Origin of the sequence: Tardibacter chloracetimidivorans, from assembly GCF_001890385.1 — a bacterium.
GTDB lineage: Bacteria > Pseudomonadota > Alphaproteobacteria > Sphingomonadales > Sphingomonadaceae > Tardibacter > Tardibacter chloracetimidivorans.
In genome coordinates this window covers 959,481-985,419 of the sequence record NZ_CP018221.1, presented here as the reverse complement: position 1 = coordinate 985,419, position 25,939 = coordinate 959,481, and the positions used below count along the sequence as shown (strand labels likewise).

Here is a 25,939-nt window from a genome sequence, read left to right as displayed (position 1 = left end):
CACTGAAAGCACCGGCGCGCGCATCCTCGAATAAGAAGGAGAATAGGGGACGATGTCAGGCCCTGACGGCGTCCCGTCAGGGCGAATTAGCGCGCGAGCGCGCTGCTGCCACGGTGGAATGTTTGACGGAAGCTATGATCGTCCCGAGCCATGCCACTAACATAGGCTTGGGTGGCCCGACAGACAAGGCAAGAACCGCCGGCAGGACGATCCATGTCAGGCGATCGATATCGGTATGTTGACGATCAAATCCGCCAGCTCTTCCTCCTCGACCTGGCTTGCCGCCTGCGCGCGGGCGAACCACTGCAGGCGCCGCTTCGATCGCTCCGGCCAATCCTTCGATTGCGTGACGGATCGCATCGGAAAGACCGTCACCTCGCAAGGCACATCATCACCACCCGCGCCCATATGCTTGCCATATCGGTACGAACCGATCGGTTGCGGTAGGAGATCGCCTTTTATGCCCGCCTCCTCATAGGCTTCGACGGCAGCCGTCTGTGGCCCGTCCATATCTGGGATAGGCCAGCCCTTTGGGATGACCCAGCGCCGGGTTCTGCGGGAAGTTATGAGCAGAATCTCAAGCTCGTCGCCGTTCACCACGCGCATCGGCAGCGCGGCATATTGGACATACAGTCCGCATTCGTTGCGGACGAACTTCAGCGATCGCGCGTTCTTCAACACTCTAACTCGGCTGATGCTTTCGAACGCAAGATCGCTCGAAAGACAGTTGGAAGGCGTCTGACTTTCCCCGAACGCCCACCAAATGGACGTCCGGCTACCTGCGTGTCTGAACGCGCCTAACCCTTTCAAATGACCGTAAAACATCCTCTGCCACCCAGGCAATCTATGCCAGGCTACCAAGAAGTCAACGGCACCCTGTTACAACCGCCGCCGACGAATCCTCGGGCGTGCAGCACTTGACTTACCGTGGATATCTGGCATCCTCTAACCGTCATGCAAATGCACCCTGACATGCTGGCGATACCGCTTAGAAAGAAGCCGATCATCGGCCTCTGAGCCCTATTCGACGTTTCAGTCGGTTAGGGCATTGCACAATTTACTGGTTCGTCAAGATATAAATCTTGGATCTTAGTGAATTCTCTTCCGTGAGAAGAGCGAATTATTCTTCACAATATTTGCGACACCCCGCGGCAAGCGGCGTTCACGCGCACGCACCATGCAGATTGCCGAGTCCGCGGTGAAGCAGGGATCGATCATGACATTTTCCCCCTATCTCAGGCTCCCCCCCGAACCGCTTCCTTATCCCTGATCGGTCGCCGCTGTCCGATCAGGCGCACGATGTGAATCACATCACCATTGGGTGATCATGCGAAGGACTATGTTCATGGGTAAGAAGAAAATGTCGGGGAGCCGCGAGCCTCGCAAGCCGAAAAAGGAGAAACGTCCTAAGTCGGCCGCCAACACTGTCAGCAATGTTCTGAACGGGGACAAGGCATCGGCGAAGGCGAGCAAATAACTCGTCCATCCCATTTCATTCCAGGAAAGGAGGAGCATATGTCTGCTCGACTTATTGAACGGTTGAAGGCCGCTCATGAGAGGATCAACAAGCAGATCGAGTTTGAGAACAGCCTTCTGCAGCCCGACGAAGCTCGATTGAGCAAGCTGAAGAAGACCAAACTCTCGCTGAAGGATCGCATGACGCGCATTTCGGCGAGCCTAGTCATCTAAAATGAAGGCGAAGGCCGGCGAACCTGCCGCCGGCCTTCATTTAAGATAATCAACTGGCGCCGGGCTTCATGCCTGATGGCGCCGATGGCGCCGCCACCTCGATATGAAAGGCGCGCAGTCAGCTCACGAGCCATCACAGTGCTCCGACGGCGACGAATGGAAACGCCAGCAAGACCAGCAACGATTTAACCGGTGCTCGGAAAATATGCCCATGATCGGCGTGAAACGTCTCCAAGGGCTTGGACAGCTGTTCATCGGTGGTCATCAGCGCCGTGTCGATTAGTGGCAATTTGGGAAATATCTCAATCAGGGTGGCAAGTTCGGACGCACTTATCGCCGGATACCGTAGCAGAAGCTGTTGCTGCGCGCACTGATCGCCACCGGCAGTGGCGAGCTGTTTCGTAACCCCGTTCTCAAGCGCTTCGTTGACGACGCAGCTCTTGCCGATGGCGCGGCTCCGCGCCGCGTCCTAAACAAGGCGCATCATCAGGACCGGGCGTCAATCACCTACATGGACGTGAAGGACGTCGAACCGGCGTTCGTCCGCTTGCGAACCGGCGTAGAGAAAGTCCACGAGCAGTTCCGGCTCCACCGTTGGCGCGAGCCGCTTGCATCGACCGACCCCACCGATAACGCCGTCGTGGCGTTGTCGGTCATGACGCGGCCGAGCTTTTCGGTGCAGATCTGCCCGGACATTGCCGCCTTCGCCGGCGCGATGCCCGCGGGCGGTTCGCAGGACACCGCCGTTGAGCATCTCGACGGGGAGTGGTTCGAGAACAAGGCGCTGTTCTATGTTCGCGGCGAGACGCTCGGCTTCTCGATCCCGTCCGGCGCGATCGCCATCGTCGAGACAGAACCTTATCCCGGTCGTGACCGCAACCTCGTGATCGCCCGGCATAAGGGCAACGTGCTAGCGCGCCGGCTGATAAAGGCACCCGGCTCGCTGGGAATCTCGCTCGCGGCCCAGACGCCCGACCCGCGAAACCCGCACCCCACCATGACCTATGACGAGAGCAAGGTGCGCCTGTATCGCATTGTCGGCGCGATCCTTACCGACATGCCCCCACCGCCGGCCGGGGGCGGCGAGGCCACTCCGGTCGAGGCCGCGCCTGAGTTGACGCGAATCGAGGTCGCCTGTCGTGTCATCGTCCAGCAAGTCTCAAAAAGTCAGCTTCGACGCCTCCTGGAGGATCGCCTTGTCCAGCGCGAGATCTGCCACCAGATCCTTCATCCGCCGCACCTGATCGACCTTCAGGCCGCCATATTCCTTGCGCCAGCGATACAGCGTCTGTTCGACGATCCCAATCTGTCGGCAGGCTTCCACCGCCGTCGCGCCGCGCCCCACCAATACCTCCACCTCACGCAGCTTCGCGATAATCTGCTCCGGTGTAAAACGTTGACGTCCCATCCAATTCTCCATTCGAATTGCCCCGCAGGGCTCTCTTCAGAATTGGACCAATTTTCTCAAGGCAGACCAAACTAGGCTCCGGCCCAATTTCCCCCGAAAAAAATCGTTCGTTTTTAAGGAGAAGGTGGTGGACGCACCAGGGCTCGAACCTGGGACCCGCTGATTAAGAGTGAGAGATTTACGTTTGCACGTCCGTGCATAATCAGAAAATAACCCTTGCAAATCCACGTAAATACGTCCTTTATGGTGGGCAACTCTTGCATGGGCTAACATAGTCGTGACCGACGGAAGTTAGCCTGATGTTAGCCCAAGGAGGGTGGAATGGCAACGCCAGCAAATCTATTGAAGGGGTGGGCGAGGGTCGTCGCGAACGCCAAGCCGGACCCCCTGAAGCGCATTACGATCTCCGATCCGGATACGCGCGGGCTGTATGTTCGCATCACCCCGAAGGGTGCGAAGACGTGGACGATCGTTGCCCGCGATCCTGCGGGCAAACAGGTCTGGCGCGAGATTGGTCCGGTGGACGAGTACACGTTGGAAGAGGCACGCCAGAAGGCGCGCGAGGGAGTGAAGCTCATCAAGCAGGGGGAGGAACCTTTCCCCGCGCCGATGCCGAAGAAGATCCCGGATACCTTCAAGTTCGTTGCCGAGAACTTCATTGATCGTCATGTCAAAAAGCAGGGGCTGCGCACCGCGCCGGAGACGGAGCGCATTTTCAAGAAATACGTCTACCCGGAATGGAACAAGGCGGGGGAGGAGCGGGCGTTCCTGTCGATCAAGCGTGGGGATGTTTCACGGCTCCTGGACAAGATCGAGGACGAGAACGGCGCGGTCATGGCAACTCGCGTCCTTGCCGTGGTGAGCAAGCTGTTCAACTGGTACGCCAGTCGCGAGGATGATTATTCGTCGCCGATCGTGCGGGGGATGGGGAGGGCGAACAGTCGGGATCGTGCCCGCAAGCGCATCCTGTCAGATGACGATATCCGCGCCATATGGAAGGCCTGCGGTGATCTCGGCACCTTCGGCGCGTTCGTTCGCACCTGCCTCCTGACGGGGCAGCGTAGAGCCAAGGTGGCTGCAATGCGCTGGGGGGATATCCAGGACGGTGTGTGGACCATCCCGGCTGAGGCGCGCGAGAAGGTCAACGCGGGCGAGCTGAAGCTTCCGAAGCAGGCGCTCGAAATCATCAATGCCCAGCCGGTGATCGAGAAGAATCCCTATGTGTTCGCAGGGCGCGGCAAAAAGGCCATGGCGGGCTTCTCTGTGGGCAAGCGAGACCTGGACGAAAAGGCCCCATTGCAGGAGCCCTGGGTACTCCACGATCTTCGCCGTACCGCGAAGAGCCTGATGGCCCGCGCCAACGTCCGGCCCGACATATCAGAGCGGGTGCTGGGGCACGTCATCGCTGGTGTTGAAGGCGTCTATGATCGCCATTCCTATGCTGCCGAGAAGGCCGACGCGCTGGAGAAGCTGGCGAGCTTGGTCGATCTGATCCTCAATCCGCCCAAGGGCAACGTGGTTGAGTTGCGCCAAGCCTAGTCACCGTGTTCCTCAGCGAGGATGGAGATGTCCCATTGCCGGCGAGCTTTATTGAAAGCACCTTCCGGCAACCCGTTCGTTTCTAAATGGGCTTTCATCAGCTGCAAAATCAACGACAGATTAATGATGGCAAGCCGCCTAATATGCTGAGGCTGTTCCAGTTTTTCCCGAAGGATGCCGGCTCCAGCGAAAAAGAAGGTGTCCGAGGCGCTGTTTTCCTCGCCAAGAATGGTCTTCCCCAAGTTTTCGAGTGCAGCCGGGTCACAATAGATGAATATCCCATCCGTGCGCATTGCCAGCGCAGTGGCCTGGCGGACATATCCCCAATTCTCCCGCAGCACATCAACCGCTCTCTCTGGCGTCAGACCAATCTGTAGCAGTTCAAACCCCAGGCAAAGCCCGAGAACGGCTCCGAAGTCGTAAGTCGCAGCGCGGCCTCGTCCCGTGTTGGTTCCGCCCGGCCATCCATACCGCTGAAAATGACGCACCCGCGCTTGGAGCGCTAATCTTCCCTCCTCTCTGATACCATGCAGCTCTGCGAGGAGACCTTCGACCTGTCGATATGTGAGCTTCACACGATTCCTTCCTCAATACGCTAACGTTGGCTTTTCAGTTGCGCCCCGTCAAGCGGCATGATAGGCAAACACTAACGTTAGCGTATCACTGAAGGAGGCACATGCAACATGACTGATCGAATTATTCGACGCGGCGATCTGAAGGCAATTACCGGCTTCGAATGGCGTCATATCCACGACATGGAGAAGCGGGGCGACTTCCCCAGGCGCTTTCGCCCAGACCCTCATAGCAAGATCGTAGGCTGGAGCCTGCTGGAGATTCAGGACTGGATTGCCCAGCGCAAGGCGGCGCGAGGGGGATGACCATGGATGTTCGCCGCCTGATCACCATTAGGCGAGATCTCTGGGGCCATCGTTTCCGTCTGACGGTCGAGCCCGCTAGCGTCCTGCATCCGTCGCGATCGTTTCACGAGATCGCTGATGCTCAAACGGCGGCCGCAGAATTGTCAGATGCCACCGGCTGGCCCTGGACCGATCTGAGCGGGGAGGGCGATGACGCCTAATGGGGAAGAAGGCGAAGGCCGATCAGCGCGCTGAGACCAGGGGCGGCGGGTTTTCTGGCCTGCCGCATATTGTTCAAGACAGCGCGGCCTATCAGACGCTGAGCGACAGAGCAGTGCGCGTGCTGATGGAGATCGTCCGCACCTTCAACGGCTACAATAATGGACGCCTAGGATGCAGCGTTCGCACAATAGCCGAACGATGTGGTCATAAAAATTATGGATCGATCAGCCGCGCGATTGCTGAGCTGGTGCAACATGGCCTCCTCGACGTTGTGTTGGAGGGCGCTTGGAAACAGCGTAAAGCCCGCGAATATCGACTGACATTCATCTCGACGACCGCCAATGGGCAACACCGCCAGGCGACGAATGAATACCTGAAATGGCAGCCGGAAGAAAAATCCAGCGCTGAGACCGCCTCAACAGACACCCCCCGATCTGCTGAGACCGCCTCAGCAGCGCCCCGAAAGTTTGATGAGACCGCCTCAACAAGGGTTTCACAGAAGCGGCGGAAATCCGTTGATCGCCAAAATTCTCCTGCTGAGACGGTATCAGCACATATAACTAAGCCATATCCCCCCGGTGAATCTTCCGAGGATAGCAGCCATCGCCAGCGCAAGGCGGCGTTGGTCAAAAACGAGTTGGTGGCGCTTCGACAGGCCAAGGGCATCCTGGGCATTTCGAACCTAGCTCAGCGCGCCGGTGTTTCCTCGCAACGGGTGCAGTCGTTCATAGGTGGATCAGACCTGCTTGAGCCTGCCAGCATCTCAAGATTGGCGGCCGAATTGTCGCGCATTCCCGGAGACACTCAATCGAACTTGGCTTCTGAATGAAGCGCGTATGCACGGGCTCGTGGCTTGAGCACCTGATATGCAAACAGAAACTTAGCTATAGAAAAGCACGCGATTTCATAGTATTAACGATCATATGGAATCATTGGGCAATCATCAGGCTAACTCTGAGGGCGAAAACCCCTCTGTGGGCCGTCGTCCTGGCAAGCCCAAGGGCCATCCCAAGCCGCCCGGTAGTGGACGCCAGAAGGGTACGCCGAACCGCATCACCCGCGATGTTCGCGAGGCGGCGCAGAAGCACAGCGCCAAGGCCATCGCAGAGCTTGTCCGGTTGCTGAAGGATACGGACTCCCGCGTCCGGGTAGCCGCCGCTCGTGAGTTGCTGGACCGCGCCCACGGCAAGCCCGTCAGCCCGCAGGAGATCACCGGCAGGGATGGTGGGCCGGTAGCATGGGAGAGCTCTTCGCCGGTCCAGAGGCGGGAGACCGCCCGTAGCATTGCCTTCGTCCTAGCCCAAGGGTTGCGCGGTGCCGACGACGGCAACGTGCTGGACCTGAAGGCAACCGACCCCGCAAGACAGAGCTGGCACAACGCTCCGCAGGGGGAAGCCGCGCCGCCTCCCGAACCGGAGCCGGAGGAACGTCAATCGACGCATTCTGCTGCAATTGAACCCGTGCCCGTCCCCAAGCTTGTCTTCGATCAGGGCGCTTTCGTCACGCCCGAAGATGCCGAGGAGCGCCAGCTTCAGCGTCGCATCCTTTCGCAATCCAACACGCGCCCCAGCGTAATCATGAGGAAACGATGATAGACCTTGCCGATCGCCGCATGGCGCTGTCCGTGGAACTGGACGAACTGGAGGCAGCGCAGGGCGCGGCGGTGCTGGACGGCAAACCGTTCGATCCTGCCACCATATCCGCCAAGCGTTCCGAACTGGCCGCTATCGATGCGGCTGAAGCTGAGAACACCCGTCGTGAACGCGTCGCCGCTGCTGCCGTCCAGGCAGAGCGCAGGGCCGCGATCCGCGATGAGATGAAGGTTTCCCTGGCTGGCTATGAGGATGCGCTAGTACGCGCTCAGAGAGCCGCCAAGGCGCTTGCGGAGGCTGTGGGCGATGCGCGCACTCGTGCCCGCGAATTGAACCGCCAGGCCGGTTCCTATGGCATGAAGACCCCGGTCGCCGTCGATCCGCACAATGTCGAGACGGTGCTGTCCCGCCTCATTGCAGGCGAACTGCTGCCGGTGGCGTCGCCGTCCGGCTTTGGCGTGATGTCGTGGATCAGCGTCCCGTCGCCTGAATGGTCCACGGAATACGAGAAGAGCATCCGCCCTGTGTTTCAGGCGGTCATTGAGGAGAATTGATATGGCTGTTGCAAAACCCGAAGCTGTCGCTGCCGAACCCACGATAAAGCGCCCCTGCCTCCCTCCCGGCAATATCATGCCTATGGAGCACATGCGCCGTCACTTCATGCTGAAAGCCCCTCCGGGTATGACGCAGGAGGATGCGCGCTATCTGGAGGCGTGGAAGCACGTCGGCAAGCAGTTCCAGCGCCACGATATCGTTTACCTGCTGGCGGATGATGAAAGCTGGGAACTGGAAATCTGCATCGAGGCTGTCCGGCTGAACGGGTGCGAGGTTTCGGTGCGAAAGGTCTTCAGCCGCAAGCCGGTCAACACCGTCGCCACCATCCTTTCCGATGACTTCCGGGCGGAATGGCGTGCAGGCATGGGTTTCTGCGTCGTGCGCATTCACGACGATGTGCCGGTGGTGAAGGGCCATCATTCCGAAGCCGCCGCGATACTCGAATGGCAGCGCACCCAGCCGAAGAAGGCGGTCTGATGAGCAACGACCTTCAGCCTATCCAGACGATCCTTGGTGAAATCGCCCAGATCGAGGGGGAGATGGGCACGCAGGCTTATTGGAAGGATGAGGGCAAGCAGGCCCGCTATCGCTCGCTGGTAAGCCAGAAGCAGTCGCTGGGGAGTGTGTCGGGGACAATCCTCTCCGATGCAGCTCCGGTCCCGATCGTGTCCATGAAGGAGTTCATGGCGGCTGGTAACGATCCGGCGCACTACAATTATTATTTCAAGATGTCGGCCGCCGCCGCCGATGTGATGATGCACCTGGACCGGGACGAACAACTGGCATTTGAGCGGAGCTTCGAAGCCCTGCCGGATGAGGTGGCGGAAGCCGCTCTTTTGGAGTTGATGAGCGCCAAGCCGTCCGTTCCCTGGGTTTCCGATGAGGCGGCTGCGAACTTCGCGAAGCTGCCCGAAGGGGCGATCCTCTGCCACGAATGGGGGCATGACGCGCGGCGAAACATCGCGGTTGCCCGTGCGCGGCTGAACCGGCTTCGTGATCGTCTCGATGAACATGATGATGCGAGTTTCATGGCGTGGTTCGAGAACCTGTCCGACGCGGCGATGTGCGCCATTCTCAGAAAGCTGGTGGCATGAACGAGATGGACGAAGAGGATTTGCCGCCCGGCTGGGAAGAGGACGATCTCTGCCGGTTTTACATGGGCATGCCGCTCCTGTCGGAAATGAAGCGGGATGCGGTTGCCGAACTGGCGTCCGATAGCCCTCCCACCATTCAGTAGAGGACACGCCATTGCCGAGACTCCCTACAGTCGATGACCTTGGCGCGCGCCCCGTTCCGCAGTCGCGGCGTGGGGTTGTGTCCGTCCGCAATGCGGGAGCCTGGGGCGAGGGCTTCGCCAGCCTCGGCCGCACGATCTCCGGAATTGGCGATGATCTTCAGGAAACCCAGGATCAGCTCGATCTTGCCAAGGGGCGTTCGCAATATCTGATCGAGAAGGCCCGGCTCGATGCCGAAGCTGCGGAAGATCAGGAATATGGCACGGTTGAATCGCGCTATGAGGGGAAGCTTCGCACGATCGGCGACAATGCCCTGAAGAATATCCGCTCCAGCCGGGCGCGGGCGTTGTTCTCGGAGACGATCAAGACCGACACCGAGCGCGGGATTGCCGCTGTTCGTGGTTACGCCTTCGGCAAGCGAAAGGATGCGGAGCGCGGCCAGCTTCTGTCGGACCTGCCGGCGCTCAAGGTGGCGGCCGTATCGGCAGCGACCGAAGATGATGCGATTGCCGCATTGGAAACGGCGCGGCAGCGTCTCGCGACCGCCCGCGCGGCTGGCTATATCAGCGCCACGGAAGAGGTTGCGCAACGGCAGGATTTTACCGGCAGCTTCGCCAAGCTGAAAATCTCGTCGCTGCTCCAGGAGAACGACATTCCCGGCGCAAAGAAGCTCGCCGCGCGCTATCGCGAGTTCATGTCGGCGGAGACGATCGCCGATGCCGACAGGATCATCCGCGAACATGAAAACACATGGACCGGCATGGCGGTTGCGACCGAGAAGTTCGCCGGTAGGGTCCGCAGCATCTTCCCCACGGATATTGATCGCATCGTCGGCATCACGATCCAGGCGGAAAGCAACGGGCGTCGCTTTGGCGACGACGGCAAGGTTCTGACCAGCCGCAAGGGCGCGCGTGGGGAAATGCAGGTCATGCCCGCCACGGAGCGAGATCCGGGCTTTGGTGTGCGTCCTGCGGCCGATGACGGCCATGAAGAACGTGCGCGGGTAGGGAGGGACTACCTCGGGGCGATGCTCAAACGCTATGGCTCGGTGGACCTCGCCTGGGGCGCGTACAACGCCGGGCCGGGTGCCGTTGACAAGGCAGTGAAGAAGGGCGGCGCAAACTGGCTGGCGTTCATGCCTCCCGAAACCCAGGCTTACGTGGCCCGCAACATGGCCGCGCTCGAAGCTGGCGATGGCGCTCCGCGTCAACCGACGCTGATCGAATTGCAGGCCGAAGTGATGCGCGATCCGCGCCTCCAGAATAACCCGGTGGCGTTGAAGACGGCGCTGGCTCAGGTCGAATCCCAGTTCAACGATGCGCGTTCGTCAAAGCAGCAGGTCGACGACGAAGCGGTTGCCGACGCCATGGAGGTGCTGCTTCAGAACGGCGGGCGCTATTCCGAATTGCCGGTCAGCATTCGCTCGCGGGTGCCTGCCGAAAAGCGTGTCGAGCTGCTCAACTATGCGCAGCGCGTGGCGAAGGGCGACGATAGCACCGATCCCGCCGTGTATCTGAGCCTGATGGACGACCGCACCTTGCGGAGTCTGTCCGATCAGCAGTTCTACCAGTTGCGCGCCCGGCTGTCGGAGAGCGATTTCCAGCAGCTTGCGAAGGAACGTTCGGAATTGATCCAGGGCGGTGGCGAGAAGTCGCCGCAGAGCGTAGATAGGACCGCGCTCAATGCAGTCCTGAGAGATCGGCTGATGGCGTTGGGGGTGGATGCTTCTCAGGCTGCGCCCGGCAATAAGAAAGCGGCCCTCCAGCGTCAGGCTGCAATCACGTCACACATCCGGACCGGGCTTCTGGCGGAGCAGGTAAAGGCAGGCCATAAGTTTTCCGACGCCGAGATCGAAAAGTACGTCGATCGACAATTTGCACGCACAGCCAATCTCGCAGCGCCAGTGCCCTGGCACAACCGCGCCATCGTGACGCTGTTCGGTGATAACGGCGACACCATTCCCCAGCAGCTCATCACGATGCGGGAGCGGGATATCCCGGACGACACCAGGAAAAAGATCAGGGACGGCCTCAAGGCTCGCGGTGTCGAGCCGACTGAGGGTGCTGTGCTGGGTGTGTATTGGGACTGGAAACGGAAGAGGGGCGGATGATGGTGGAGGCCGTCTCGCTGCTCTGGGCGCTGGAATATGCGGTGCTGCGCCTCTGGCGGCGTGGCGGTAGCTGAAACAAAAACTCCCGGAACACGGCTGGGTAGCAGCAAAGCCACTGCCGGAACCGGGAGCATTCCAAGGCCCGCTGGATACTAGCAGCAAAGCCAGTCCTGGAACCCAGAAATGAGGTCGCTGCATCCGCCAAGGAGACCGGTAGCAATCACGGGCTTAGCGGAGCAGCGGACCCGATAACAGTTATAGCAGATGTCACGAAATCGGGGAAGCGGTGCGTAGCCGTCGACGATAGGCCAGCCCGATCATCCCGAAGCCCGATATCATCATGAGCCATGTGGCTGGCTCCGGCACGGGCGGCGGGTAGTTCGTTATCTCAAGGCGGTACGCGAACTCCTGATCGTCTTGCCACATGGGATCTATGTAAAGGTGATGGTCGTTAATTATCCAACCGGTGAACCCCGTGATGCCACAGGTCATACCGACTACGCCCGGCGTCTCTCCGCAGTGATCATAGGAGTTGATGCCTTCAATCCGATATCGGTAGTGCGTAGGCTCGATGATGAGTGGCTGCGGCGTCGTTGAGGGACCAACAAGACGGTGCTCTAGTTTGCCTTCGTTGCTCCAGTACATCTCGTAATATATGCCGAAGAGGTAGACGAACGAGAATGTCGTTGAGATCGGACCCTGTGCTTCCGTTGGAAAGATCTGAAGGTCAAAGATCGTGTGGCCACCGATGCTCGGTGTGGTGTGATTGATCGTGAGATCGTAATTCTTGATGATCCCCTCTCTCACCGTATTGGCGTCGGCAGTTACTGGAACCATGAGCGCCAAAAGGCTGAGCAACCACTTCATGTCTGATCTCCCTGTTTTCAGAGAGATAAGCAAGAACGGGACCAACCAAGGTTAACGGGCGAGTCGCATCAATTCGGCACAGGAACGATAGGGGAACGCTGTAAAGCAGGCCGACATGGCGCGGGGGCGGTACGACGGTGAGCGCCCCCGGCTTACCCCAGGCTCATCCCCTGGAGGCCATGGCATGCTATAATGGAATGAGGTGATTAACTGCGGTGCCAGCAATCGCGCCCAAGATGAGCAGTCCAATGGCGTAAATGACTGGGTGACGTTCGTTCCAAGGCTTTGGGCGGGGCGAAGTCCACCCGTCGCGGAACTCCGCTAAGATACCATTCAAAGTTGCGCGCGCGGCAGCAAGAAGTGGCTCGGCGAGCTGCGGACCGTCCTTCTTGGCGACGAGAAACGTCCTTTTCAGGAAATCAGGCGCGGCATCCATTTGGGCGTCAAGGGCCTCTTGGACGTCATTTAGCATCTTGCGCCATTCCCGCCCGCGATGATCGGTGCGCGTAGTTACGGATTCAAATATCGTCCCGAGAGCTTCCGCTGACCGGGTCTCAAACGCTCGGACAGTGCGCGTGATTGTCGCGCCGCTTTGAAGTCTACCAACTGCAGAATGCTCTGCCAGAATGGCGTTGATGTCATCCTGCACGTTTTCGCGGCATCTGGCGAAAATTTTATCGGCGCGCCGCCGGATCGTCTCCGCCACCTATCGCTCCCCAAGGCCGGCTTCCACCAGCCGCCTGATGGCTTCGGAGCGGCTGGCACTGCCTCGCATGGCGTCAATCTTTGCCAATAATTCGGATGGAAGTCTGACACTAACGGACGGGTCTCTTCCCGTCGCTGGACGCCCTCTAGATTTTTGGTGTGCCGATATTGACGCCTTCATGTTTTTGGCATACCAATAATATCGAACCGAAGCAAGGTTGCCGCCTCGCTCCGGCTCTAACCCCAACCGTCTACACAGGAGACGATCATGGCTGATGCCAATCTACAGGCGGAGTCCGCCGACAGCAAACCCGATACATTCGAGCAGCGCCTGGGATCTTTCACGATCAATGGGGTCCGGGAGTTCTACGAATCTTCAGCTGAAAAGGTCACGCTTCTGACAGGTTTCATTCACGCGCTTAGTGCTGTCATCGGCAGCGCTCACCTTGAATGCGCCCATTGCGGTCAAAGTTCCAGAGCCCATGAACTCAATGGTGACCTGAAGGAGCGGGCTACCGAAGCGATTGGTTATCTGGCTGCGCTGGCGAACTTTTACGCCAGTGAAGGAGGGGACTGACGATGGAAAACACGAAAACCATGTCACCGCGAGTGGAAGCTTTCGTGAAGGCCTTCGCGCTCTATGACGGGAAGACCACGGGTTCTTTCAAAGATGACCCCGAATATACTTTTGCCGTCTACGCGTACACTGGGGCCCAGAACCTGGCGCTCGCTCGGCGGCCCACGACGAAGGACGAAGCAGCATTGGCCGCTCTTATGGCACTCACCAAGCTTCAATCGATCCTGGTAGGGCACGAGAGTGGCGATGGCTATGAAGCCACCGTGGAACTGAACCGCGTTGTGCGGGACGGGTTTGCCGAGGTTCAGAGGGGCATGAAGTACGTGTTCGAATGGCTTGATGGATACGAGATCGGCGAACTGCAATCCTACGTAGCGGAGCACGAGGAGCTCTTGTTCTCACTTGGTTGATCCACCCACACCACAGCCCCAGCCTCACCGCTGGGGCTTTTTGTAGGCCTGAGAAGTTAGCCAGAACGTTAGCCCAGCGTTTGTTAGCCCGGACCGATCCGGAGAAAATCGTTTATTTTCAGTGGTTTATGGTGGACGCACCAGGGCTCGAACCTGGGACCCGCTGATTAAGAGTCAGCTGCTCTACCAACTGAGCTATGCATCCCCATCCGCGTGAAACCTCGGAAATCCGGGGATTTCCGCTGCGTCGAAGCTCATTTAACAGCGGTTTTCGGCCCTGTAAACCCGATCACGGTACCGAAGCGGCCGATGTCTCACGCCGTCTCAGTAAGGTATTAGGAAAAATAGATAATCCTAAGGATTTTGGATCAGGGCGGCGCGGCCTGTCTCTCGGCAGCGCAGAGAAAGTGTGGCCAAAAGTGTGGCCAAAAACATTGCGCTCTCGAGCGTCGTATGAGAGTCTTTTTTGCTATGGAACGCGTCGAATTTACCCCCAAGTGGTTGGACAATCTGAAGCCAGCAATGGGGGCTCCGCAGTACGAAATCGCCGACACGGTGGTCGGCGGCCTACGCGTTCGCGTGGGGAGCAAGTCCGTTCCCGATGGGCGCTATAAGGGCAAGGCCCTAATCATCTCGTTCGTCCTGGTTGCCCGCTTCCCGCCCGCCAAACAACCGACGCGGCGAGTGATCGGGCAGTACGGTCGATCTGAGAGCGGCCTCTCGCTTGGTGACGCGCGCGCCACCGCCATCGCCTGGAAGGAGGCTGTCCGGTCCGGGATCGATCCGACCGCCATCAAATCCGATCCTGATGAAGCGCGAGAAACCCTTGCTCCAGACGCTGAGACGGCGGCCACCACGTCCGTCAGCGACGCCCTCGATCTCTATGAAACCAACAGGCTCAAGCAACTTCAACGAGGAGGGGCCGTGCGGCGGGCCTTGGACGGAAAGGAAGGCATTCTAAAGGATCTCAAGGATTATCCCATACGGGCGCTCACAAGGGCCGACCTTGCTCAGCGTGTTCGGGATCGCGCTAAGATTGCGCCAATCTCGGCCAACCGTCAGCTTTCCTATTTGAAGACATTCATTGGCTGGTGTGTCGATGAGGAACTGGTCGACACAAACGTGGCGGAGACAATCAAGAAGCCCTCCGCTGAGAATGAGCGCGACCGCTATCATACTCTTTCGGAGCTTGCCCAGATATGGAGGGCTGCAGGAACCCTGGAATACCCGTTTGGACCTTTGATCCAACTTTTGATAACGCTGCCCATGCGGCGCGAAGAAGTGGCGGCCATGAAAGTGGGAGAGCTGTTCCTTGGCGATGATAAGCGTCCCGACGATGCGGAATGGGTTCTTCCAGCCGATCGTACCAAGAAGAAGAATGCGCTGCGCGTTCCTCTCTCGGCCTTGTCGCGGGAGATCATCAAGGCCGCCATCGCCGACTCGGAGCGGCCGGCTGATTCTGACTATGTTTTCAGCACGACCTCCGAAACGTCCGTTTCCGGCTTCAGCAAAGCCAGGAAGCGTCTTGATGCCGCGATCAAGACGGCTCGGGAGAAGGTGGCCGCGCTAGAGGGTGCCGAAGCGGAGGAGATGCCCCACTGGGTGCTTCATGATCTTCGAACGACCTTTAACACACACGCCTGTGAACGTTTGGGGGTCGACGCTGCAGTAGCCGACAGAATCCTCAACCACGTCGCAACCGCAACCAGGTCCAAGATCATGCGCATCTACAACCGTTCGGAGCTGTATGAGCCTCGCAAGTCTGCTCTCGCATCATGGGCTGAGTTGCTGAAGCGCGAGGTGATAAAGGCCGACAAAAGACCATCGGCTGCGCGGCGAACTTCCGGACGGAAGCGACTCGAACGAAACCCGCCTCATTCAGCGACGTCATGAGCCTTGTAGTCGCGGGGGTTGGAGACCCAGCGAGCAACCTCGGAGGCATGCCAACCTGATGCGTTCTCGCTGATCGGAAGCTGCCTAGGAAACGTTCCCTTTGAAATCTTGCGGTAGATTGTGGCGCGGCTCAATCCCGTCCGCCGCAGCACTTCGCCAATCCGAAGAATCCGCTCGTCATTCTGCATCTGGCACGACCTCGAAAGGTCTGCCCGCCACACATCTGATATTGAATGAAATGTCGCACATTTGCAATCTGCCAACTCGCGGCGCTGGCCGGCGACAAATAGGACAGTGATCGATCCAGCGGCCCTGCGGGCCGGCGGTTCTTCCCCTACGCTGATCGAACTTGTTTGAAGGGCACTTGCCGGCGTCGCCTAGCAGACCTCGACGCCCAGGCTTTCGGCAATTTTGAGATCATCCTTCGTGTCGAGATCAAGCTCGAACCCGCCGCGTTTGACCACTTCGGCATCCGGACGCTGCTTTCGATGCAGGCGGTAGCTATCGGCGCCGAAGGCGAAATCGATTTCTTCTCCCCCTTTTATCGCTATGCTGTTCGTACCAGTGCCGTGCCGGTCGGGAGCAATCGCGAGGCCTCGCCGCGCCGCCGCCGCTATCAGCGCAATCACATCTTCACTTGCGAGCAAGGGCAGGTCGGCGTGCAACACGATCAGGTCGCCTGTCACTGCCTTGCGCACCAAGTCGAGCTCGGCATTGAGACCGCGCCCCGAATCAGCGATCCAATCGCTGTCCCAACCGGAGGGGCGCTGGTCCGCAAGCACGACGATCCGGCCGATGGCAGGAATATCTGCAAGCACATCAACGACGTGGCGGAACATGCGGATGCTCAGTGCGGCTCGTTCTTCTGCCGAAAGCAATTCGGCGAGACGGCTTTTGCGCTCACCCCTCGTCTTGAGCGGGACGACCGCCGTCCAGCTCATCGGCGGACCGAAGCTGCCAGATCGAGGGCGGTGCGGGCCACGCGAATGCGATCATGCAGCGTCGTCATCAGCGTATCCGCCCGCGCCGATGGGATTGCGAGGTCCTGTGGCGGGTCGCGCTCGTCGACCAGCATAGCGTCGATCACCCCGGCATAATGATCGGCGACCGCCGCCGCGCTGATATCCAGCCCGAGCTCGGTCATCATCTTGGCGGTCGGCCCCTTGACCGCCTTGCCGCTGACGATCGGCGAGACGGCGATCACCGGCGCGCGTGATCCGGCCAGCGCCTCCCTGATGCCCGGCACCGAGAGGATCGGATCGACGCTCAGAAAAGGGTTGGATGGCGCGATCAGCACGGCTTCGCAATCGGGATTCGAGAGCGCCTTGATCACACCCGGCCCCGGCCTTGCCGCCGTCGCGCCTTCGAAGCGGATCGAGCGGACGACGGGCTCGCAGCGGCGGCGCACGAAATAATGCTGGAAGTCCAGCAGCCCCTCGTTGGTTTCGACCTTGGTCGCGACGACATCGTCGGTCATCGGCAGCATGGGCGCCGCAATGCCCCATGCTGCAGCGAAATCAGCGATGATCGCAGAAAGTGGATCGCCCGTCCGCAATCTCTCGCTGCGCAGCACGTGCAGCGCGAGATCGCCGTCGCCGAGCTGGAACCAGTCCTCGCCACCCAGCGAGCGCACAGCATCCATGAAGCTCCAGCTTTCGCCTTCGCGGCCCCAGCCCTGTGCAGCATTGGCCTTGCCCGACAGCGTGTAAAGCAGCGTATCGATATCGGGCGAGATCGAGAGGCCGAGATGCCGGAAATCATCGCCGGTATTGACGATCGCGGTCACTGTGTCGGCCGGGATCGCATGGCAGAGGCCGAGCACGAGCTTGGCGCCACCGACGCCCCCTGTGAGGATTGTGACCCGGCCGCTCACTGGAAAAGATCCTCTTCAAGTGGACGAACGAGAGCCGATGCGGGATTGTCCGCGACGGCCCACTCCAGTCCGCGCACCAGCGCGGCGGGCACGCTTTCTGCTCCCTCGCCCGTGGCAAGACCAGCAGCGGTCGCGATCATGTCGCCAAGGGCGATCTGGGTGACCTCGAGCGTCCGCCCGTCGCGATCGATGTCGCCCCGGCGATCGACCAGCGAGGGCATTCCGCTCGCTCCGATCGCGACGCAGGTGACGCCGTAACGCCAGGGACGCCCGAAACTGTCGGTGATCAACACCGCCGGCGGCTCCGGCCAGATCGCCGCCAACGCCTCGCGCAGCCGCGCAGCGGAAGCGTCGGCATCAACGGGCAGCAACAGCGCGCGCTCGCCACCACCCGGACCGATGTTTGAGCGATCGATCCCGGCGTTGGCCATGACATGACCGGAGCGATGGCGCGTGATCAGCACATGCGGCACCGCCCGCACCACATTCTGCGATTCCGCCAGCACGAGCTCGACCAGCCGCGGGTCCTTGCGCGTCACATCAGCAAGCTCACGCGCCCTGGAACCGGGCGTCACCGTATCGAGGTCGACGAAGCGCCCTTCGGCCTTGGAGACGATCTTCTGGGTGACGGCCAGCACGTCCGATGTGACCGGCGTGATCCCGGCCGCATGGACGGCATCGGCCAGCATCCGCGCCAGATCGTCCCCCGGCTGGACATCACCAATGGCCGGGAGGGGATGGATCTGGATCATGCGGACTTTAAGGCGTCGTGTTCGATCAGCTTTCCTGTGATGGTAATGCCCGCGCCGTCAACCTGATAGGTCTTGTTGATGAAGATGAGGATCGAGGTCAGCGCCTCGGCCGCCGCCGAATTGACCAGCGCGCCGCCATGGATGCCACGCAAGCCCGCCTGGTTGGCAAGTTCGACCACCTTGCCGCGCGCGGCCTTGTCATCCCCGAACACGAGCACGTCGCAGCCGATATCGGCGTCGGTCGCCAACTTGTGCGCGGCGACGTTGTGGAAACCGGAGACGACCGTCACGCTTTCGCCCAATATGTTCTGGGTACGGGTTGCGGCACTCCCTTCCTCGGGCAACTTGACGCGCATCACCTTCGGCGGCACGAGTGGGACGGTCGTGTCGACCACGATCTTGCCTTGGACGAACGGCCTGATCTCGGCGAGCGTTGCGTCCTGCGCCTGGAACGGCACGGTCACGATCACGATGTCACCCGCCTTGGCCGCATCGGCGTTGGCGAGGCCGGTCAGCCCGAACCCAACCTCGGTCGCAGCCTTTTCGGCGCTTTCCGCCGAGCGCGAACCGATGATCACCGTGCGTCCCGCTTTGGCGAGCCGGCGCGCGATCGCCGCGCCCAGCTTCCCGGTCCCGCCAACCACGGCGATCACTGAATTATCCGTCATGCTAGTCCTCTCATTCGGCGGCGGTCATCGGTTGATAAAGTGTCGTGCGCTGCATCGCGAAGCGGCCGGCCGCCTCCGCGATCGTGACCATATGGTCGGCATCCCAGATCTGACCGTTGACCCCACCCGCCGCGCGCGTGATCGATTCGTCCATCAGCACGCCGCCGAGATCGTTCGCCCCCGATCGCAGCGCCGCGATCACGCCCTGCTCGCCCAGCTTCACCCAGCTCGTCTGGATGTTGGGGATCAGCGGGTGCAGCACCAGCCGCGCCACCGCCTGCATCAGCAGCGTCTCGCGCGCGCTCGGCCCCGAACGCGCCTGCCCGCGCCGCCAGATCGGCGCTTCCATATGGACGAAGGGCAGGGGCACGAACTCGGTGAAGCCGCCGGTCTCTTCCTGCAGATCGCGGATGCGAAGCAGGTGACGCGCCCAATTGGCATAGCGATCGACATGACCGAACATGATCGTCGCGGTCGAGCGCAGGCCGACGGCGTGCGCGGTGCGCATCACTTCGAGCCATTCCGCCGTATTCACCTTGTCGGGGCAGATGATCGCGCGAACTTCATCGTCCAGCACCTCGGCGGCCGTGCCCGGCAGGGTCGAAAGCCCCTCGGCCTTCAGCATCGACAGGAAGTCATGGAGCGACAGGCCGAGCGTGCTCGCGCCATGCGTCACTTCGAGCGGCGAGAAGGCATGGATGTGGATCGACGGCGCCGCCGCGCGCACCGCGCGCAGGACGTTGAGATAGGTGTGGCCGTCATAATCGGGATGGATGCCGCCCTGCAGGCAGACCTCGGTCGCACCGCGATCATCCGCCTCGGCCGCGCGCCGCCCGACTTCCTCGAAATCGAGCTTGTAGGCCGGGCCGCGCAAATCCTTCGCCGTCCCCTTGGAGAAGGCGCAGAAGCCGCATTTGTAGAGGCAGATATTGGTGTAGTTGATGTTGCGGTTGACGACGTAGGTGATCGCATCACCCGCCATCCGGCGCCGCAATCCGTCGGCCGCATTGGCCACCAGCGCCACATCCGGCCCGTCGGTTTCGAACAGCCGGACGATGTCCGCTTCCTCGAGCCGCACACCTTCGAGCGCACGCCCCAGTATCTCGCGCACCGAATTTGAGCGGACGGTCGTGCCGTCGCGATGTTCGATCGGCATGGGCACGGACGTACCGGGGTGCCAGCCGTCGACGATCGGCAGACCCCGCGCATCGACCGAGCGCCGCACCACCTTTGCTAGCGCCGGTTCCATCCACGCCTCGGGCTGCCGCGCATAGGCTGGACCGATCGCGAGCCGCTCGCGCAGCACCCGCCCAGCGGCCGCGGTCGCCCGGTCGAGCAGATCGAGATGCGGCCAGGGCGCTTCGGGATTCACGTGATCGGGCGTGACCGGCGAAACGCCGCCCCAATCGTTGACGCCGGCGCGCAACACCGCCGCAAGCTCTTCGGGCGAATGAAGGTTCGGCGGGGCCTGGATGACCATGTCCGGCCCGAGGATCAGCCGCGCGACCGCGATCGTCCAAAGATGCTCGTCAAGCGACGGCTCGGCGTGATCGGCCATCCGCGTGCCGGGCTTGGCGCGGAAGTTCTGGATGATCACTTCCTGGATATGGCCATGGCGGCGGTGCGTGTCACGGATTGCCAGCAACGCCTCGATCCGTTCCTCGCGCGTCTCGCCGATCCCGATCAGCAGGCCGGTCGTGAACGGCACCTTCGCGCGCCCGGCGGCCTCAATCGCTTCCAAGCGACGCGCTGGCACCTTGTCGGGCGATCCATGATGCGGACCGCCCCTTTCGGACAGGCGATCCGATGCCGTCTCCAGCATCAAGCCCATCGACGCCGACACGGGGCGCAACGCGGCGTAATCGGCGTCATCCATCAGCCCGGCATTGAGATGCGGCAGCAGCCCGGTCTCGTCGAGCACGGCCTTCGCCATAGCGCCGAGATAGGCCAGCGTGCTCTCAAACCCCATCGCCGCCAGCGCATCGCGCGCGGCGCCGTAGCGCGCCTCGGGACGATCGCCGAGCGTGAACAGCGCCTCGCGGCATCCCGCCTCGACACCGGTACGAGCGATCGTGAGGACCTCGTCACGGCTGAGATAAGGCGACCGCACCTCACGCGGGGCCTTGGCAAACGTACAATAATGACAAACGTCGCGGCAGAGCATCGTGAGCGGGATGAACACCTTGCGCGAATATGTGACGACCGACCCGCTGGCTTCGATTGTCATCTGCTCACTTAGGTTGAGTAGATCAGCTAGCGGGCGTTCGTAGACGCATTCAGGTGAAGACCCTCGGGAAAAAATGATCTGGGTCCTATGAAATTTGGGCTACGAGGCGATGGGTGTCATGGTCGGAGAAGGCCACCGCAACACGCTGCATCGCCGTGGCAAGGAGATCCCAGCCGTAACTTTCGGCGGGGCATGGAATCCAGCCGTTGTACAATGACCAGTGCGTTGCCCGGCGATGCTCGTTCCAGAGCGTCTCCTCATCGGGCGGCGATGCGACCCCAAAGCTGAGCAGCTTCTCCCGATAATAACGCAGCAGTTCGCGCTCATGCTTGCGCCGCAAGTCGATCGACAGGGCCGTCGTGATAAAATAGGATACGTCGTTCAGGGCGTAGCCGCGCACGCACAGCTGCCAGTCATGCAATCCTCCAGTGCCGTCAGGCAGCCGATACGTGTTCATGAGGTGGCTATCACCGTGCAGAAGCGTCTGCGGAAGCGTCGCCTGATGCGCCTTAAGCGCGCACATACCTGCAAAGAGCTGCGGTTCGGTCGTACCGAGCCACTCCAGCGTTTCACGTTTGAATTTGTGAAGCGAAAGTTCGTTGCGGATGCCGACAGGGATGGCGCTACGCATGAGCGTTTCGACACCGCCCTCCAGATGGGTTTCAACCCAGGAAAGGTCCTGCGAAAAGCGGCTGCTGCCCCAAAAGGTCGCGTGTAGCTTCGCATAGGTGTCCAGCACGTGTTGGACGTCGCTGACCTCGACGACGTCGAGCATCGTCGGAAAGCTTGCATTCCGCTCGCTGAGATCTTCCAGAACCAGCAGATATTGTTTGGTTTCGGGATCGAAATAGCCGCCGAGCGTCCGCGGGGCCTCGATCTCCAACTCAGGGCGGATGCCGTTGTAAAAGTTCACTTCGTTTCTGAACAGGGCATAGAGTTGAAGATACCAGGCATCAGGATCCTGATCCGGCGATCCAAGCGACAGCTTCAGCATGACGCGTTTTGGAAGGTCAGGCGCACCCGGCCCATATTCCAGCTCGAAAGTCGCGCGCTCGGTCGTGGACACGTTGCCTTCGCCATATGCGTGCAACTTGATGAGCTTCGCGTTCGTGACCGTTAGGTCGGGATATAGTTGGCGGGCGACTTTTGTAAAAAGATCCGGGGTGAAATCAGCAGCCGACTGAGGAATTGCAATCGTCATCAGATTATTTTCCTTTTTTTCCTCGAATATTTGATTTTTCCAACATCCTTGTCGGGTCGATCGAAATGTTGGTCTCGTGCCTATCCGCTTGACGCATACACCCACTACATCTAGTGGCTGCCTTGTGGCGCGCGCCTGACTTTTCCTGCGGCTTGGTGCCACCCAAAGCGGTTGTAAAGGGTGGGGATTGTGGACGTTCTTGACCGCGACAAGCTGCCGTTCCCGAAATCCCTCCCCGAGTTCCAGCGGCTTTTCCCGGATGATGGCGCTTGCGCGTCCTGGCTTGAAAAAGCTCGCTGGCCTGATGGATTTGCGTGCCCACGCTGTGGCGTCGTCGGCGATCCGTTTCGTTTCACCACTCGGCCTGTCATCCTGATGTGCCGCTCGTGTCGCCGTCAGACCGGCCTGATGGTCGGCACGGCCATGGAACGAAGCCACATCCCGCTCAGCGTGTGGTTCTGGGCCGCTTACCTGGTTGCGAGTCAGACGACCGGCATATCTGCCGTCCAGTTGCAGCGCCAGCTTGGCCTGACCCGGTACGAGACGGCCTTTGGCCTGCTCCATAAACTGCGCGCCGCGATGGTGCGCCCCGATCAGGATCGGATCGGCGGGCAGAGCGGTCAGCATGTCGAGGTCGATGAGACCTGGATCGGCGGGCGAACGCGCGGCGAAGGCCGGGGAACCCACCACAAAACGCTGGTGGTCGCCGCCGTCGAAGTTCGTCACCGGGAGCCTGGCACTGGCCAGGACCGCCGCCGGAACGGACGCTATGCCGGAAGGGTTCGATTGGCCATCGGTGCAGACCGCAGTGCCGGTGCCCTTGGTGGCTTTGTACAGAGCGCGGTCGAGCCGGGAACGCTGGTCATCACCGATGATTGGAGCGGCTATAGCGGGTTGCAGGGCGGCGGTTACGACCATCACGCCATCGCCCAGTGTGGCGACCCGGAGGTGTCCGAAGAGTTCCTGCCCATCGTCCATCTGGTGTTCTCAAACCTCAAAGCGTGGCTCAACGGCATCCACCACGGCGTCAGCACCAAGCATCTGCAAGCCTACCTCAACGAGTTCACTTTCCGCTTCAATCGCCGCTTCTACCCGTTCAACGCCTTCCGATCCCTCCTCGGGATCGCCAGTGATATCGAGGCGCCGACCTTTGCCGAACTCTACTCAGGCCAATGGACCCACCATACCATATCTAGTGGGTGTATGCCTTAAGCGGATAGGCACGGTTGGTCTTTCTGAGATCGCGTCAAAGCATTTTGAAAAAGTCACGTATGTCGCTGATCAAGGTGTCAGGCTCTTCCATCGCGGCAAAATGCCCTCCGCTTTCGTGCACACGCAGCTGTTTGACGTTATAGTAGCGCTCCAGCCAGCGCCTTGGCCGAGGAACGACGTCGTGCGTAAAAAGGCCTAGGCCCGTTGGTGCCTCGACCACAGGCATGCGGTTATGCGAGGGCCGCCATGGTTGATGAACCGCTTCGTAATAATAGCGCGCCGACGTCCCATAACTCTGGGTGATCCAGTAGATCATGGCATTGTCGATCAGGTCGTCTTTCGTGAAGCGCCGCTCCACGTCGCCTTCGCCGTGGCTCCACGTGCGCCGCTTCTCAACCAGCCAAGCGAGCAGGCCAGCCGGCGAGTCATTCAGACCGATGGCAGGAGTCTGGGGTTTAGTCGCCTGAAGAACGTAATAGCCCGCTTCGTCCTTCCAGAAAGCTTCGTTGCGTGCCTATCCGCTTGACGCATACACCCACTACATCTAGTGGCTGCCTTGTGGCGCGCGCCTGACTTTTCCTGCGGCTTGGTGCCACCCAAAGCGGTTGTAAAGGGTGGGGATTGTGGACGTTCTTGACCGCGACAAGCTGCCGTTCCCGAAATCCCTCCCCGAGTTCCAGCGGCTTTTCCCGGATGATGGCGCTTGCGCGTCCTGGCTTGAAAAAGCTCGCTGGCCTGATGGATTTGCGTGCCCACGCTGTGGCGTCGTCGGCGATCCGTTTCGTTTCACCACTCGGCCTGTCATCCTGATGTGCCGCTCGTGTCGCCGTCAGACCGGCCTGATGGTCGGCACGGCCATGGAACGAAGCCACATCCCGCTCAGCGTGTGGTTCTGGGCCGCTTACCTGGTTGCGAGTCAGACGACCGGCATATCTGCCGTCCAGTTGCAGCGCCAGCTTGGCCTGACCCGGTACGAGACGGCCTTTGGCCTGCTCCATAAACTGCGCGCCGCGATGGTGCGCCCCGATCAGGATCGGATCGGCGGGCAGAGCGGTCAGCATGTCGAGGTCGATGAGACCTGGATCGGCGGGCGAACGCGCGGCGAAGGCCGGGGAACCCACCACAAAACGCTGGTGGTCGCCGCCGTCGAAGTTCGTCACCGGGAGCCTGGCACTGGCCAGGACCGCCGCCGGAACGGACGCTATGCCGGAAGGGTTCGATTGGCCATCGGTGCAGACCGCAGTGCCGGTGCCCTTGGTGGCTTTGTACAGAGCGCGGTCGAGCCGGGAACGCTGGTCATCACCGATGATTGGAGCGGCTATAGCGGGTTGCAGGGCGGCGGTTACGACCATCACGCCATCGCCCAGTGTGGCGACCCGGAGGTGTCCGAAGAGTTCCTGCCCATCGTCCATCTGGTGTTCTCAAACCTCAAAGCGTGGCTCAACGGCATCCACCACGGCGTCAGCACCAAGCATCTGCAAGCCTACCTCAACGAGTTCACTTTCCGCTTCAATCGCCGCTTCTACCCGTTCAACGCCTTCCGATCCCTCCTCGGGATCGCCAGTGATATCGAGGCGCCGACCTTTGCCGAACTCTACTCAGGCCAATGGACCCACCATACCATATCTAGTGGGTGTATGCCTTAAGCGGATAGGCACGCTTCGTTGATCGCCGGCCAGTGTTCCTCGCCAGGTCCAAAATCCTCGAGAGGGATTGAGCCACCCTCGTACATGTCTAGTGGCGCCATCAAGTGGACATAGCAGCCGATCATCTGGCTCACATATTTGTGACCAAGCTGCGCAGTAACAAATGCGCCATAATCGCCACCGACCGACGCGAACCGGTCATAGCCAAGGACATCGCGCATCAACTTGACCCATAGATCGGCGGTGCGCGCCCAGTTCATGCCGGTTTCAACCAGAGGGGTCGAGAATCCGAAGCCGGGCAGGGAAGGGACGATCAGGGTAAAAGCGTCCTTGCTGTCGCCGCCGAAGGCTGCCGGATCCGAAAGCGGTCCGAGCAGCTTGCGGTAATCCCAGAACGTCCAGGGCCAGCCGTGATTGAGGATCAGCGGCTTGGGATTCGGACCTTTTCCGGCAATGTGCAGGAAATGAACAGGGACGTTTTCGATTGTCGTGCGGAAATGAGGATAGCGGTTCATCTCCGCTTCCCGCGCCCGCCAGTCATAGTCGCGGCGCCAATAGTCTACCAACTCGCGGAGGTAGGAGGTATTGGCGCCGTAACGCCAATCGTCGTTCCCGAAATCCTGGACCCAGCGCGTGCGCTCCAAACGGTGTTGGAGATCGTCCAGTTCGTCCTCGGGCACCTTTATGACGAAGGGTTCCAT

Annotated in this window: 33 protein-coding genes, 2 tRNA genes and 1 pseudogene; 17 read left to right on the top strand and 19 right to left on the bottom strand. The window is 60.5% G+C overall.

Features of this window, described 5'->3' with window-relative positions; genetic code table 11:
• Window positions 1-216 precede the first annotated feature (216 nt).
• Window positions 217-678 (bottom strand): NUDIX hydrolase, encoded by a 462-nt coding sequence (locus BSL82_RS05035; protein ID WP_158010699.1) that lies wholly within the window; start codon window positions 676-678, stop codon window positions 217-219.
• 667 nt (window positions 679-1,345) lie between these two features.
• Between BSL82_RS05035 and BSL82_RS21535 the strand changes: the two genes are divergently transcribed.
• Window positions 1,346-1,477 carry a hypothetical protein gene (locus BSL82_RS21535; RefSeq protein WP_257786821.1) on the top strand — a complete coding sequence of 44 codons (132 nt, stop codon included), beginning with the start codon at window positions 1,346-1,348 and terminating at the stop codon, window positions 1,475-1,477.
• 38 nt (window positions 1,478-1,515) lie between these two features.
• The gene (locus BSL82_RS05025) at window positions 1,516-1,689 is read left to right on the top strand and encodes a DUF465 domain-containing protein (protein WP_072596308.1); all 174 of its coding nucleotides are present in this window, start codon (window positions 1,516-1,518) and stop codon (window positions 1,687-1,689) included.
• A 133-nt stretch (window positions 1,690-1,822) separates the two neighbouring features.
• Here BSL82_RS05025 and BSL82_RS21530 read toward each other — a convergent pair whose 3' ends face one another.
• The 4 genes and pseudogenes from BSL82_RS21530 to BSL82_RS20370 form a co-directional block, all read right to left on the bottom strand.
• Window positions 1,823-1,954 carry a hypothetical protein gene (locus tag BSL82_RS21530; RefSeq protein ID WP_257786820.1) on the bottom strand — a complete coding sequence of 44 codons (132 nt, stop codon included), beginning with the start codon at window positions 1,952-1,954 and terminating at the stop codon, window positions 1,823-1,825.
• Between the two features lie 234 nt (window positions 1,955-2,188).
• Window positions 2,189-2,587, bottom strand: coding sequence for a hypothetical protein (locus BSL82_RS20920; RefSeq protein WP_226998626.1), 399 nt, complete (start codon window positions 2,585-2,587; stop codon window positions 2,189-2,191).
• A gap of 273 nt (window positions 2,588-2,860) precedes the next feature.
• Window positions 2,861-3,097 (bottom strand): annotated as a pseudogene (locus tag BSL82_RS05015) (transposase); the annotation flags it as partial.
• A gap of 125 nt (window positions 3,098-3,222) precedes the next feature.
• A tRNA-OTHER gene (locus tag BSL82_RS20370) sits at window positions 3,223-3,337 on the bottom strand.
• 81 nt (window positions 3,338-3,418) lie between these two features.
• On the opposite strand from BSL82_RS20370, the gene BSL82_RS05010 reads away from it, so the two are divergent.
• On the top strand, window positions 3,419-4,636 hold the full coding sequence (locus BSL82_RS05010; RefSeq protein ID WP_072596307.1) for a tyrosine-type recombinase/integrase: 1,218 nt from the start codon (window positions 3,419-3,421) through the stop codon (window positions 4,634-4,636).
• Here BSL82_RS05010 and BSL82_RS05005 read toward each other — a convergent pair.
• Window positions 4,633-5,211: a hypothetical protein gene (locus BSL82_RS05005; protein ID WP_072596306.1), complete on the bottom strand. Its 579-nt coding sequence runs from the start codon at window positions 5,209-5,211 to the stop codon at window positions 4,633-4,635. The genes BSL82_RS05010 and BSL82_RS05005 overlap by 4 nt on opposite strands.
• 108 nt (window positions 5,212-5,319) lie before the next feature.
• Here BSL82_RS05005 and BSL82_RS05000 point away from each other — a divergent pair, with 108 nt between their 5' ends.
• The 9 genes from BSL82_RS05000 (at window position 5,320) to BSL82_RS04965 (ending at window position 11,207) form a co-directional block, all read left to right on the top strand.
• Window positions 5,320-5,514 carry a helix-turn-helix transcriptional regulator gene (locus BSL82_RS05000; RefSeq protein ID WP_072596305.1) on the top strand — a complete coding sequence of 65 codons (195 nt, stop codon included), beginning with the start codon at window positions 5,320-5,322 and terminating at the stop codon, window positions 5,512-5,514.
• Window positions 5,511-5,714: a hypothetical protein gene (locus BSL82_RS04995; RefSeq protein ID WP_072596304.1), complete on the top strand. Its 204-nt coding sequence runs from the start codon at window positions 5,511-5,513 to the stop codon at window positions 5,712-5,714. The genes BSL82_RS05000 and BSL82_RS04995 overlap by 4 nt, the downstream gene beginning before the upstream one ends.
• On the top strand, window positions 5,714-6,544 hold the full coding sequence (locus BSL82_RS04990; protein ID WP_072596303.1) for a helix-turn-helix domain-containing protein: 831 nt from the start codon (window positions 5,714-5,716) through the stop codon (window positions 6,542-6,544). The genes BSL82_RS04995 and BSL82_RS04990 overlap by 1 nt, the downstream gene beginning before the upstream one ends.
• A gap of 145 nt (window positions 6,545-6,689) precedes the next feature.
• Complete coding sequence (locus BSL82_RS04985; protein ID WP_072596302.1) at window positions 6,690-7,307, top strand: HEAT repeat domain-containing protein; 618 nt, start codon at window positions 6,690-6,692, stop codon at window positions 7,305-7,307.
• Complete coding sequence (locus tag BSL82_RS04980; RefSeq protein ID WP_072596301.1) at window positions 7,304-7,861, top strand: hypothetical protein; 558 nt, start codon at window positions 7,304-7,306, stop codon at window positions 7,859-7,861. Before BSL82_RS04985 ends, BSL82_RS04980 begins: the two co-directional genes overlap by 4 nt.
• 1 nt (window position 7,862) lies before the next feature.
• On the top strand, window positions 7,863-8,339 hold the full coding sequence (locus tag BSL82_RS04975) for a hypothetical protein (RefSeq protein WP_072596300.1): 477 nt from the start codon (window positions 7,863-7,865) through the stop codon (window positions 8,337-8,339).
• Window positions 8,339-8,956: a hypothetical protein gene (locus tag BSL82_RS04970; RefSeq protein ID WP_072596299.1), complete on the top strand. Its 618-nt coding sequence runs from the start codon at window positions 8,339-8,341 to the stop codon at window positions 8,954-8,956. Before BSL82_RS04975 ends, BSL82_RS04970 begins: the two co-directional genes overlap by 1 nt.
• The gene (locus BSL82_RS20365) at window positions 8,953-9,099 is read left to right on the top strand and encodes a hypothetical protein (RefSeq protein WP_158010698.1); all 147 of its coding nucleotides are present in this window, start codon (window positions 8,953-8,955) and stop codon (window positions 9,097-9,099) included. Before BSL82_RS04970 ends, BSL82_RS20365 begins: the two co-directional genes overlap by 4 nt.
• Window positions 9,100-9,110: 11 nt before the next feature.
• The gene (locus BSL82_RS04965; RefSeq protein WP_158010697.1) at window positions 9,111-11,207 is read left to right on the top strand and encodes a transglycosylase SLT domain-containing protein; all 2,097 of its coding nucleotides are present in this window, start codon (window positions 9,111-9,113) and stop codon (window positions 11,205-11,207) included.
• A gap of 267 nt (window positions 11,208-11,474) precedes the next feature.
• On the opposite strand, the gene BSL82_RS20915 is transcribed toward BSL82_RS04965, so the two are convergent.
• The 3 genes from BSL82_RS20915 to BSL82_RS21730 form a co-directional block, all read right to left on the bottom strand.
• Entirely contained in the window at window positions 11,475-12,074 is a 600-nt protein-coding gene (locus BSL82_RS20915; RefSeq protein WP_072596297.1) for a PEPxxWA-CTERM sorting domain-containing protein, read from the bottom strand.
• Between the two features lie 187 nt (window positions 12,075-12,261).
• Complete coding sequence (locus tag BSL82_RS04955; protein ID WP_072596296.1) at window positions 12,262-12,780, bottom strand: hypothetical protein; 519 nt, start codon at window positions 12,778-12,780, stop codon at window positions 12,262-12,264.
• Window positions 12,781-12,960 (bottom strand): CopG family ribbon-helix-helix protein, encoded by a 180-nt coding sequence (locus tag BSL82_RS21730; protein ID WP_083579054.1) that lies wholly within the window; start codon window positions 12,958-12,960, stop codon window positions 12,781-12,783.
• A gap of 87 nt (window positions 12,961-13,047) precedes the next feature.
• On the opposite strand from BSL82_RS21730, the gene BSL82_RS04945 reads away from it, so the two are divergent.
• Together BSL82_RS04945 and BSL82_RS04940 are read left to right on the top strand one after the other, a co-directional pair.
• Window positions 13,048-13,356 (top strand): hypothetical protein, encoded by a 309-nt coding sequence (locus BSL82_RS04945; protein ID WP_072596294.1) that lies wholly within the window; start codon window positions 13,048-13,050, stop codon window positions 13,354-13,356.
• Between the two features lie 2 nt (window positions 13,357-13,358).
• Window positions 13,359-13,766, top strand: a complete 408-nt coding sequence (locus BSL82_RS04940) for a hypothetical protein (RefSeq protein WP_072596293.1) — start codon at window positions 13,359-13,361, stop codon at window positions 13,764-13,766.
• A gap of 129 nt (window positions 13,767-13,895) precedes the next feature.
• Here the strand turns inward: BSL82_RS04940 and BSL82_RS04935 are convergent.
• A tRNA-Lys gene (locus tag BSL82_RS04935) sits at window positions 13,896-13,971 on the bottom strand.
• Between the two features lie 266 nt (window positions 13,972-14,237).
• On the opposite strand from BSL82_RS04935, the gene BSL82_RS04930 reads away from it, so the two are divergent.
• The gene (locus BSL82_RS04930; RefSeq protein WP_072596292.1) at window positions 14,238-15,659 is read left to right on the top strand and encodes a tyrosine-type recombinase/integrase; all 1,422 of its coding nucleotides are present in this window, start codon (window positions 14,238-14,240) and stop codon (window positions 15,657-15,659) included.
• Here BSL82_RS04930 and BSL82_RS04925 read toward each other — a convergent pair.
• The 7 genes from BSL82_RS04925 to BSL82_RS04895 form a co-directional block, all read right to left on the bottom strand.
• Window positions 15,641-15,847: a helix-turn-helix transcriptional regulator gene (locus tag BSL82_RS04925; protein ID WP_072596291.1), complete on the bottom strand. Its 207-nt coding sequence runs from the start codon at window positions 15,845-15,847 to the stop codon at window positions 15,641-15,643. The genes BSL82_RS04930 and BSL82_RS04925 overlap by 19 nt on opposite strands.
• A gap of 189 nt (window positions 15,848-16,036) precedes the next feature.
• Window positions 16,037-16,600: a 2-phospho-L-lactate guanylyltransferase gene (gene cofC, locus BSL82_RS04920; RefSeq protein WP_072596290.1), complete on the bottom strand. Its 564-nt coding sequence runs from the start codon at window positions 16,598-16,600 to the stop codon at window positions 16,037-16,039.
• Window positions 16,597-17,532: a 2-phospho-L-lactate transferase gene (cofD, locus tag BSL82_RS04915; protein ID WP_072596289.1), complete on the bottom strand. Its 936-nt coding sequence runs from the start codon at window positions 17,530-17,532 to the stop codon at window positions 16,597-16,599. The genes cofC and cofD overlap by 4 nt, the downstream gene beginning before the upstream one ends.
• Window positions 17,529-18,284: a coenzyme F420-0:L-glutamate ligase gene (cofE, locus tag BSL82_RS04910; protein WP_072596288.1), complete on the bottom strand. Its 756-nt coding sequence runs from the start codon at window positions 18,282-18,284 to the stop codon at window positions 17,529-17,531. Before cofE ends, cofD begins: the two co-directional genes overlap by 4 nt.
• Window positions 18,281-18,952 carry an NADPH-dependent F420 reductase gene (npdG, locus tag BSL82_RS04905; protein ID WP_072596287.1) on the bottom strand — a complete coding sequence of 224 codons (672 nt, stop codon included), beginning with the start codon at window positions 18,950-18,952 and terminating at the stop codon, window positions 18,281-18,283. Before npdG ends, cofE begins: the two co-directional genes overlap by 4 nt.
• Window positions 18,953-18,962: 10 nt before the next feature.
• Window positions 18,963-21,179, bottom strand: a complete 2,217-nt coding sequence (cofH, locus tag BSL82_RS04900) for a 5-amino-6-(D-ribitylamino)uracil--L-tyrosine 4-hydroxyphenyl transferase CofH (protein ID WP_083579053.1) — start codon at window positions 21,177-21,179, stop codon at window positions 18,963-18,965.
• An 85-nt stretch (window positions 21,180-21,264) separates the two neighbouring features.
• Entirely contained in the window at window positions 21,265-22,542 is a 1,278-nt protein-coding gene (locus BSL82_RS04895) for a phosphotransferase (RefSeq protein WP_158010696.1), read from the bottom strand.
• Window positions 22,543-22,569: 27 nt separating this feature from the next.
• Here BSL82_RS04895 and BSL82_RS04890 point away from each other — a divergent pair, with 27 nt between their 5' ends.
• Window positions 22,570-23,592, top strand: coding sequence for an IS1595 family transposase (locus tag BSL82_RS04890; RefSeq protein WP_048575010.1), 1,023 nt, complete (start codon window positions 22,570-22,572; stop codon window positions 23,590-23,592).
• Window positions 23,593-23,626: 34 nt separating this feature from the next.
• Here the strand turns inward: BSL82_RS04890 and BSL82_RS04885 are convergent, their stop codons facing one another.
• On the bottom strand, window positions 23,627-23,950 hold the full coding sequence (locus tag BSL82_RS04885; protein ID WP_072596284.1) for an alpha/beta fold hydrolase: 324 nt from the start codon (window positions 23,948-23,950) through the stop codon (window positions 23,627-23,629).
• A 265-nt stretch (window positions 23,951-24,215) separates the two neighbouring features.
• Between BSL82_RS04885 and BSL82_RS04880 the strand changes: the two genes are divergently transcribed.
• On the top strand, window positions 24,216-25,238 hold the full coding sequence (locus BSL82_RS04880) for an IS1595 family transposase (protein WP_048575010.1): 1,023 nt from the start codon (window positions 24,216-24,218) through the stop codon (window positions 25,236-25,238).
• Here BSL82_RS04880 and BSL82_RS04875 read toward each other — a convergent pair.
• Window positions 25,235-25,939 carry an epoxide hydrolase family protein gene (locus BSL82_RS04875; RefSeq protein WP_072596283.1) on the bottom strand — a complete coding sequence of 235 codons (705 nt, stop codon included), beginning with the start codon at window positions 25,937-25,939 and terminating at the stop codon, window positions 25,235-25,237. The two genes, BSL82_RS04880 and BSL82_RS04875, sit on opposite strands and share 4 nt — an antisense overlap.

Bases quoted from the DNA above. Each gene is read 5' to 3' on its own strand.
- BSL82_RS21535 (WP_257786821.1), top strand. From the start codon at position 1,346: ATGGGTAAGAAGAAAATGTCGGGGAGCCGCGAGCCTCGCAAGCCGAAA.
- BSL82_RS05025 (WP_072596308.1), top strand. From the start codon at position 1,516: ATGTCTGCTCGACTTATTGAACGGTTGAAGGCCGCTCATGAGAGGATC.
- BSL82_RS21530 (WP_257786820.1), bottom strand. From the start codon at position 1,954: ATGACCACCGATGAACAGCTGTCCAAGCCCTTGGAGACGTTTCACGCC.
- BSL82_RS20920 (WP_226998626.1), bottom strand. From the start codon at position 2,587: ATGCCGGGCGATCACGAGGTTGCGGTCACGACCGGGATAAGGTTCTGT.
- BSL82_RS05010 (WP_072596307.1), top strand. From the start codon at position 3,419: ATGGCAACGCCAGCAAATCTATTGAAGGGGTGGGCGAGGGTCGTCGCG.
- BSL82_RS05000 (WP_072596305.1), top strand. From the start codon at position 5,320: ATGACTGATCGAATTATTCGACGCGGCGATCTGAAGGCAATTACCGGC.
- BSL82_RS04995 (WP_072596304.1), top strand. From the start codon at position 5,511: ATGACCATGGATGTTCGCCGCCTGATCACCATTAGGCGAGATCTCTGG.
- BSL82_RS04990 (WP_072596303.1), top strand. From the start codon at position 5,714: ATGGGGAAGAAGGCGAAGGCCGATCAGCGCGCTGAGACCAGGGGCGGC.
- BSL82_RS04980 (WP_072596301.1), top strand. From the start codon at position 7,304: ATGATAGACCTTGCCGATCGCCGCATGGCGCTGTCCGTGGAACTGGAC.
- BSL82_RS04975 (WP_072596300.1), top strand. From the start codon at position 7,863: ATGGCTGTTGCAAAACCCGAAGCTGTCGCTGCCGAACCCACGATAAAG.
- BSL82_RS04970 (WP_072596299.1), top strand. From the start codon at position 8,339: ATGAGCAACGACCTTCAGCCTATCCAGACGATCCTTGGTGAAATCGCC.
- BSL82_RS20365 (WP_158010698.1), top strand. From the start codon at position 8,953: ATGAACGAGATGGACGAAGAGGATTTGCCGCCCGGCTGGGAAGAGGAC.
- BSL82_RS20915 (WP_072596297.1), bottom strand. From the start codon at position 12,074: ATGAAGTGGTTGCTCAGCCTTTTGGCGCTCATGGTTCCAGTAACTGCC.
- BSL82_RS21730 (WP_083579054.1), bottom strand. From the start codon at position 12,960: ATGAAGGCGTCAATATCGGCACACCAAAAATCTAGAGGGCGTCCAGCG.
- BSL82_RS04945 (WP_072596294.1), top strand. From the start codon at position 13,048: ATGGCTGATGCCAATCTACAGGCGGAGTCCGCCGACAGCAAACCCGAT.
- BSL82_RS04940 (WP_072596293.1), top strand. From the start codon at position 13,359: ATGGAAAACACGAAAACCATGTCACCGCGAGTGGAAGCTTTCGTGAAG.
- BSL82_RS04930 (WP_072596292.1), top strand. From the start codon at position 14,238: ATGGAACGCGTCGAATTTACCCCCAAGTGGTTGGACAATCTGAAGCCA.
- BSL82_RS04925 (WP_072596291.1), bottom strand. From the start codon at position 15,847: ATGCAGAATGACGAGCGGATTCTTCGGATTGGCGAAGTGCTGCGGCGG.
- cofC (WP_072596290.1), bottom strand. From the start codon at position 16,600: ATGAGCTGGACGGCGGTCGTCCCGCTCAAGACGAGGGGTGAGCGCAAA.
- cofE (WP_072596288.1), bottom strand. From the start codon at position 18,284: ATGATCCAGATCCATCCCCTCCCGGCCATTGGTGATGTCCAGCCGGGG.
- npdG (WP_072596287.1), bottom strand. From the start codon at position 18,952: ATGACGGATAATTCAGTGATCGCCGTGGTTGGCGGGACCGGGAAGCTG.
- cofH (WP_083579053.1), bottom strand. From the start codon at position 21,179: ATGACAATCGAAGCCAGCGGGTCGGTCGTCACATATTCGCGCAAGGTG.
- BSL82_RS04875 (WP_072596283.1), bottom strand. From the start codon at position 25,939: ATGGAACCCTTCGTCATAAAGGTGCCCGAGGACGAACTGGACGATCTC.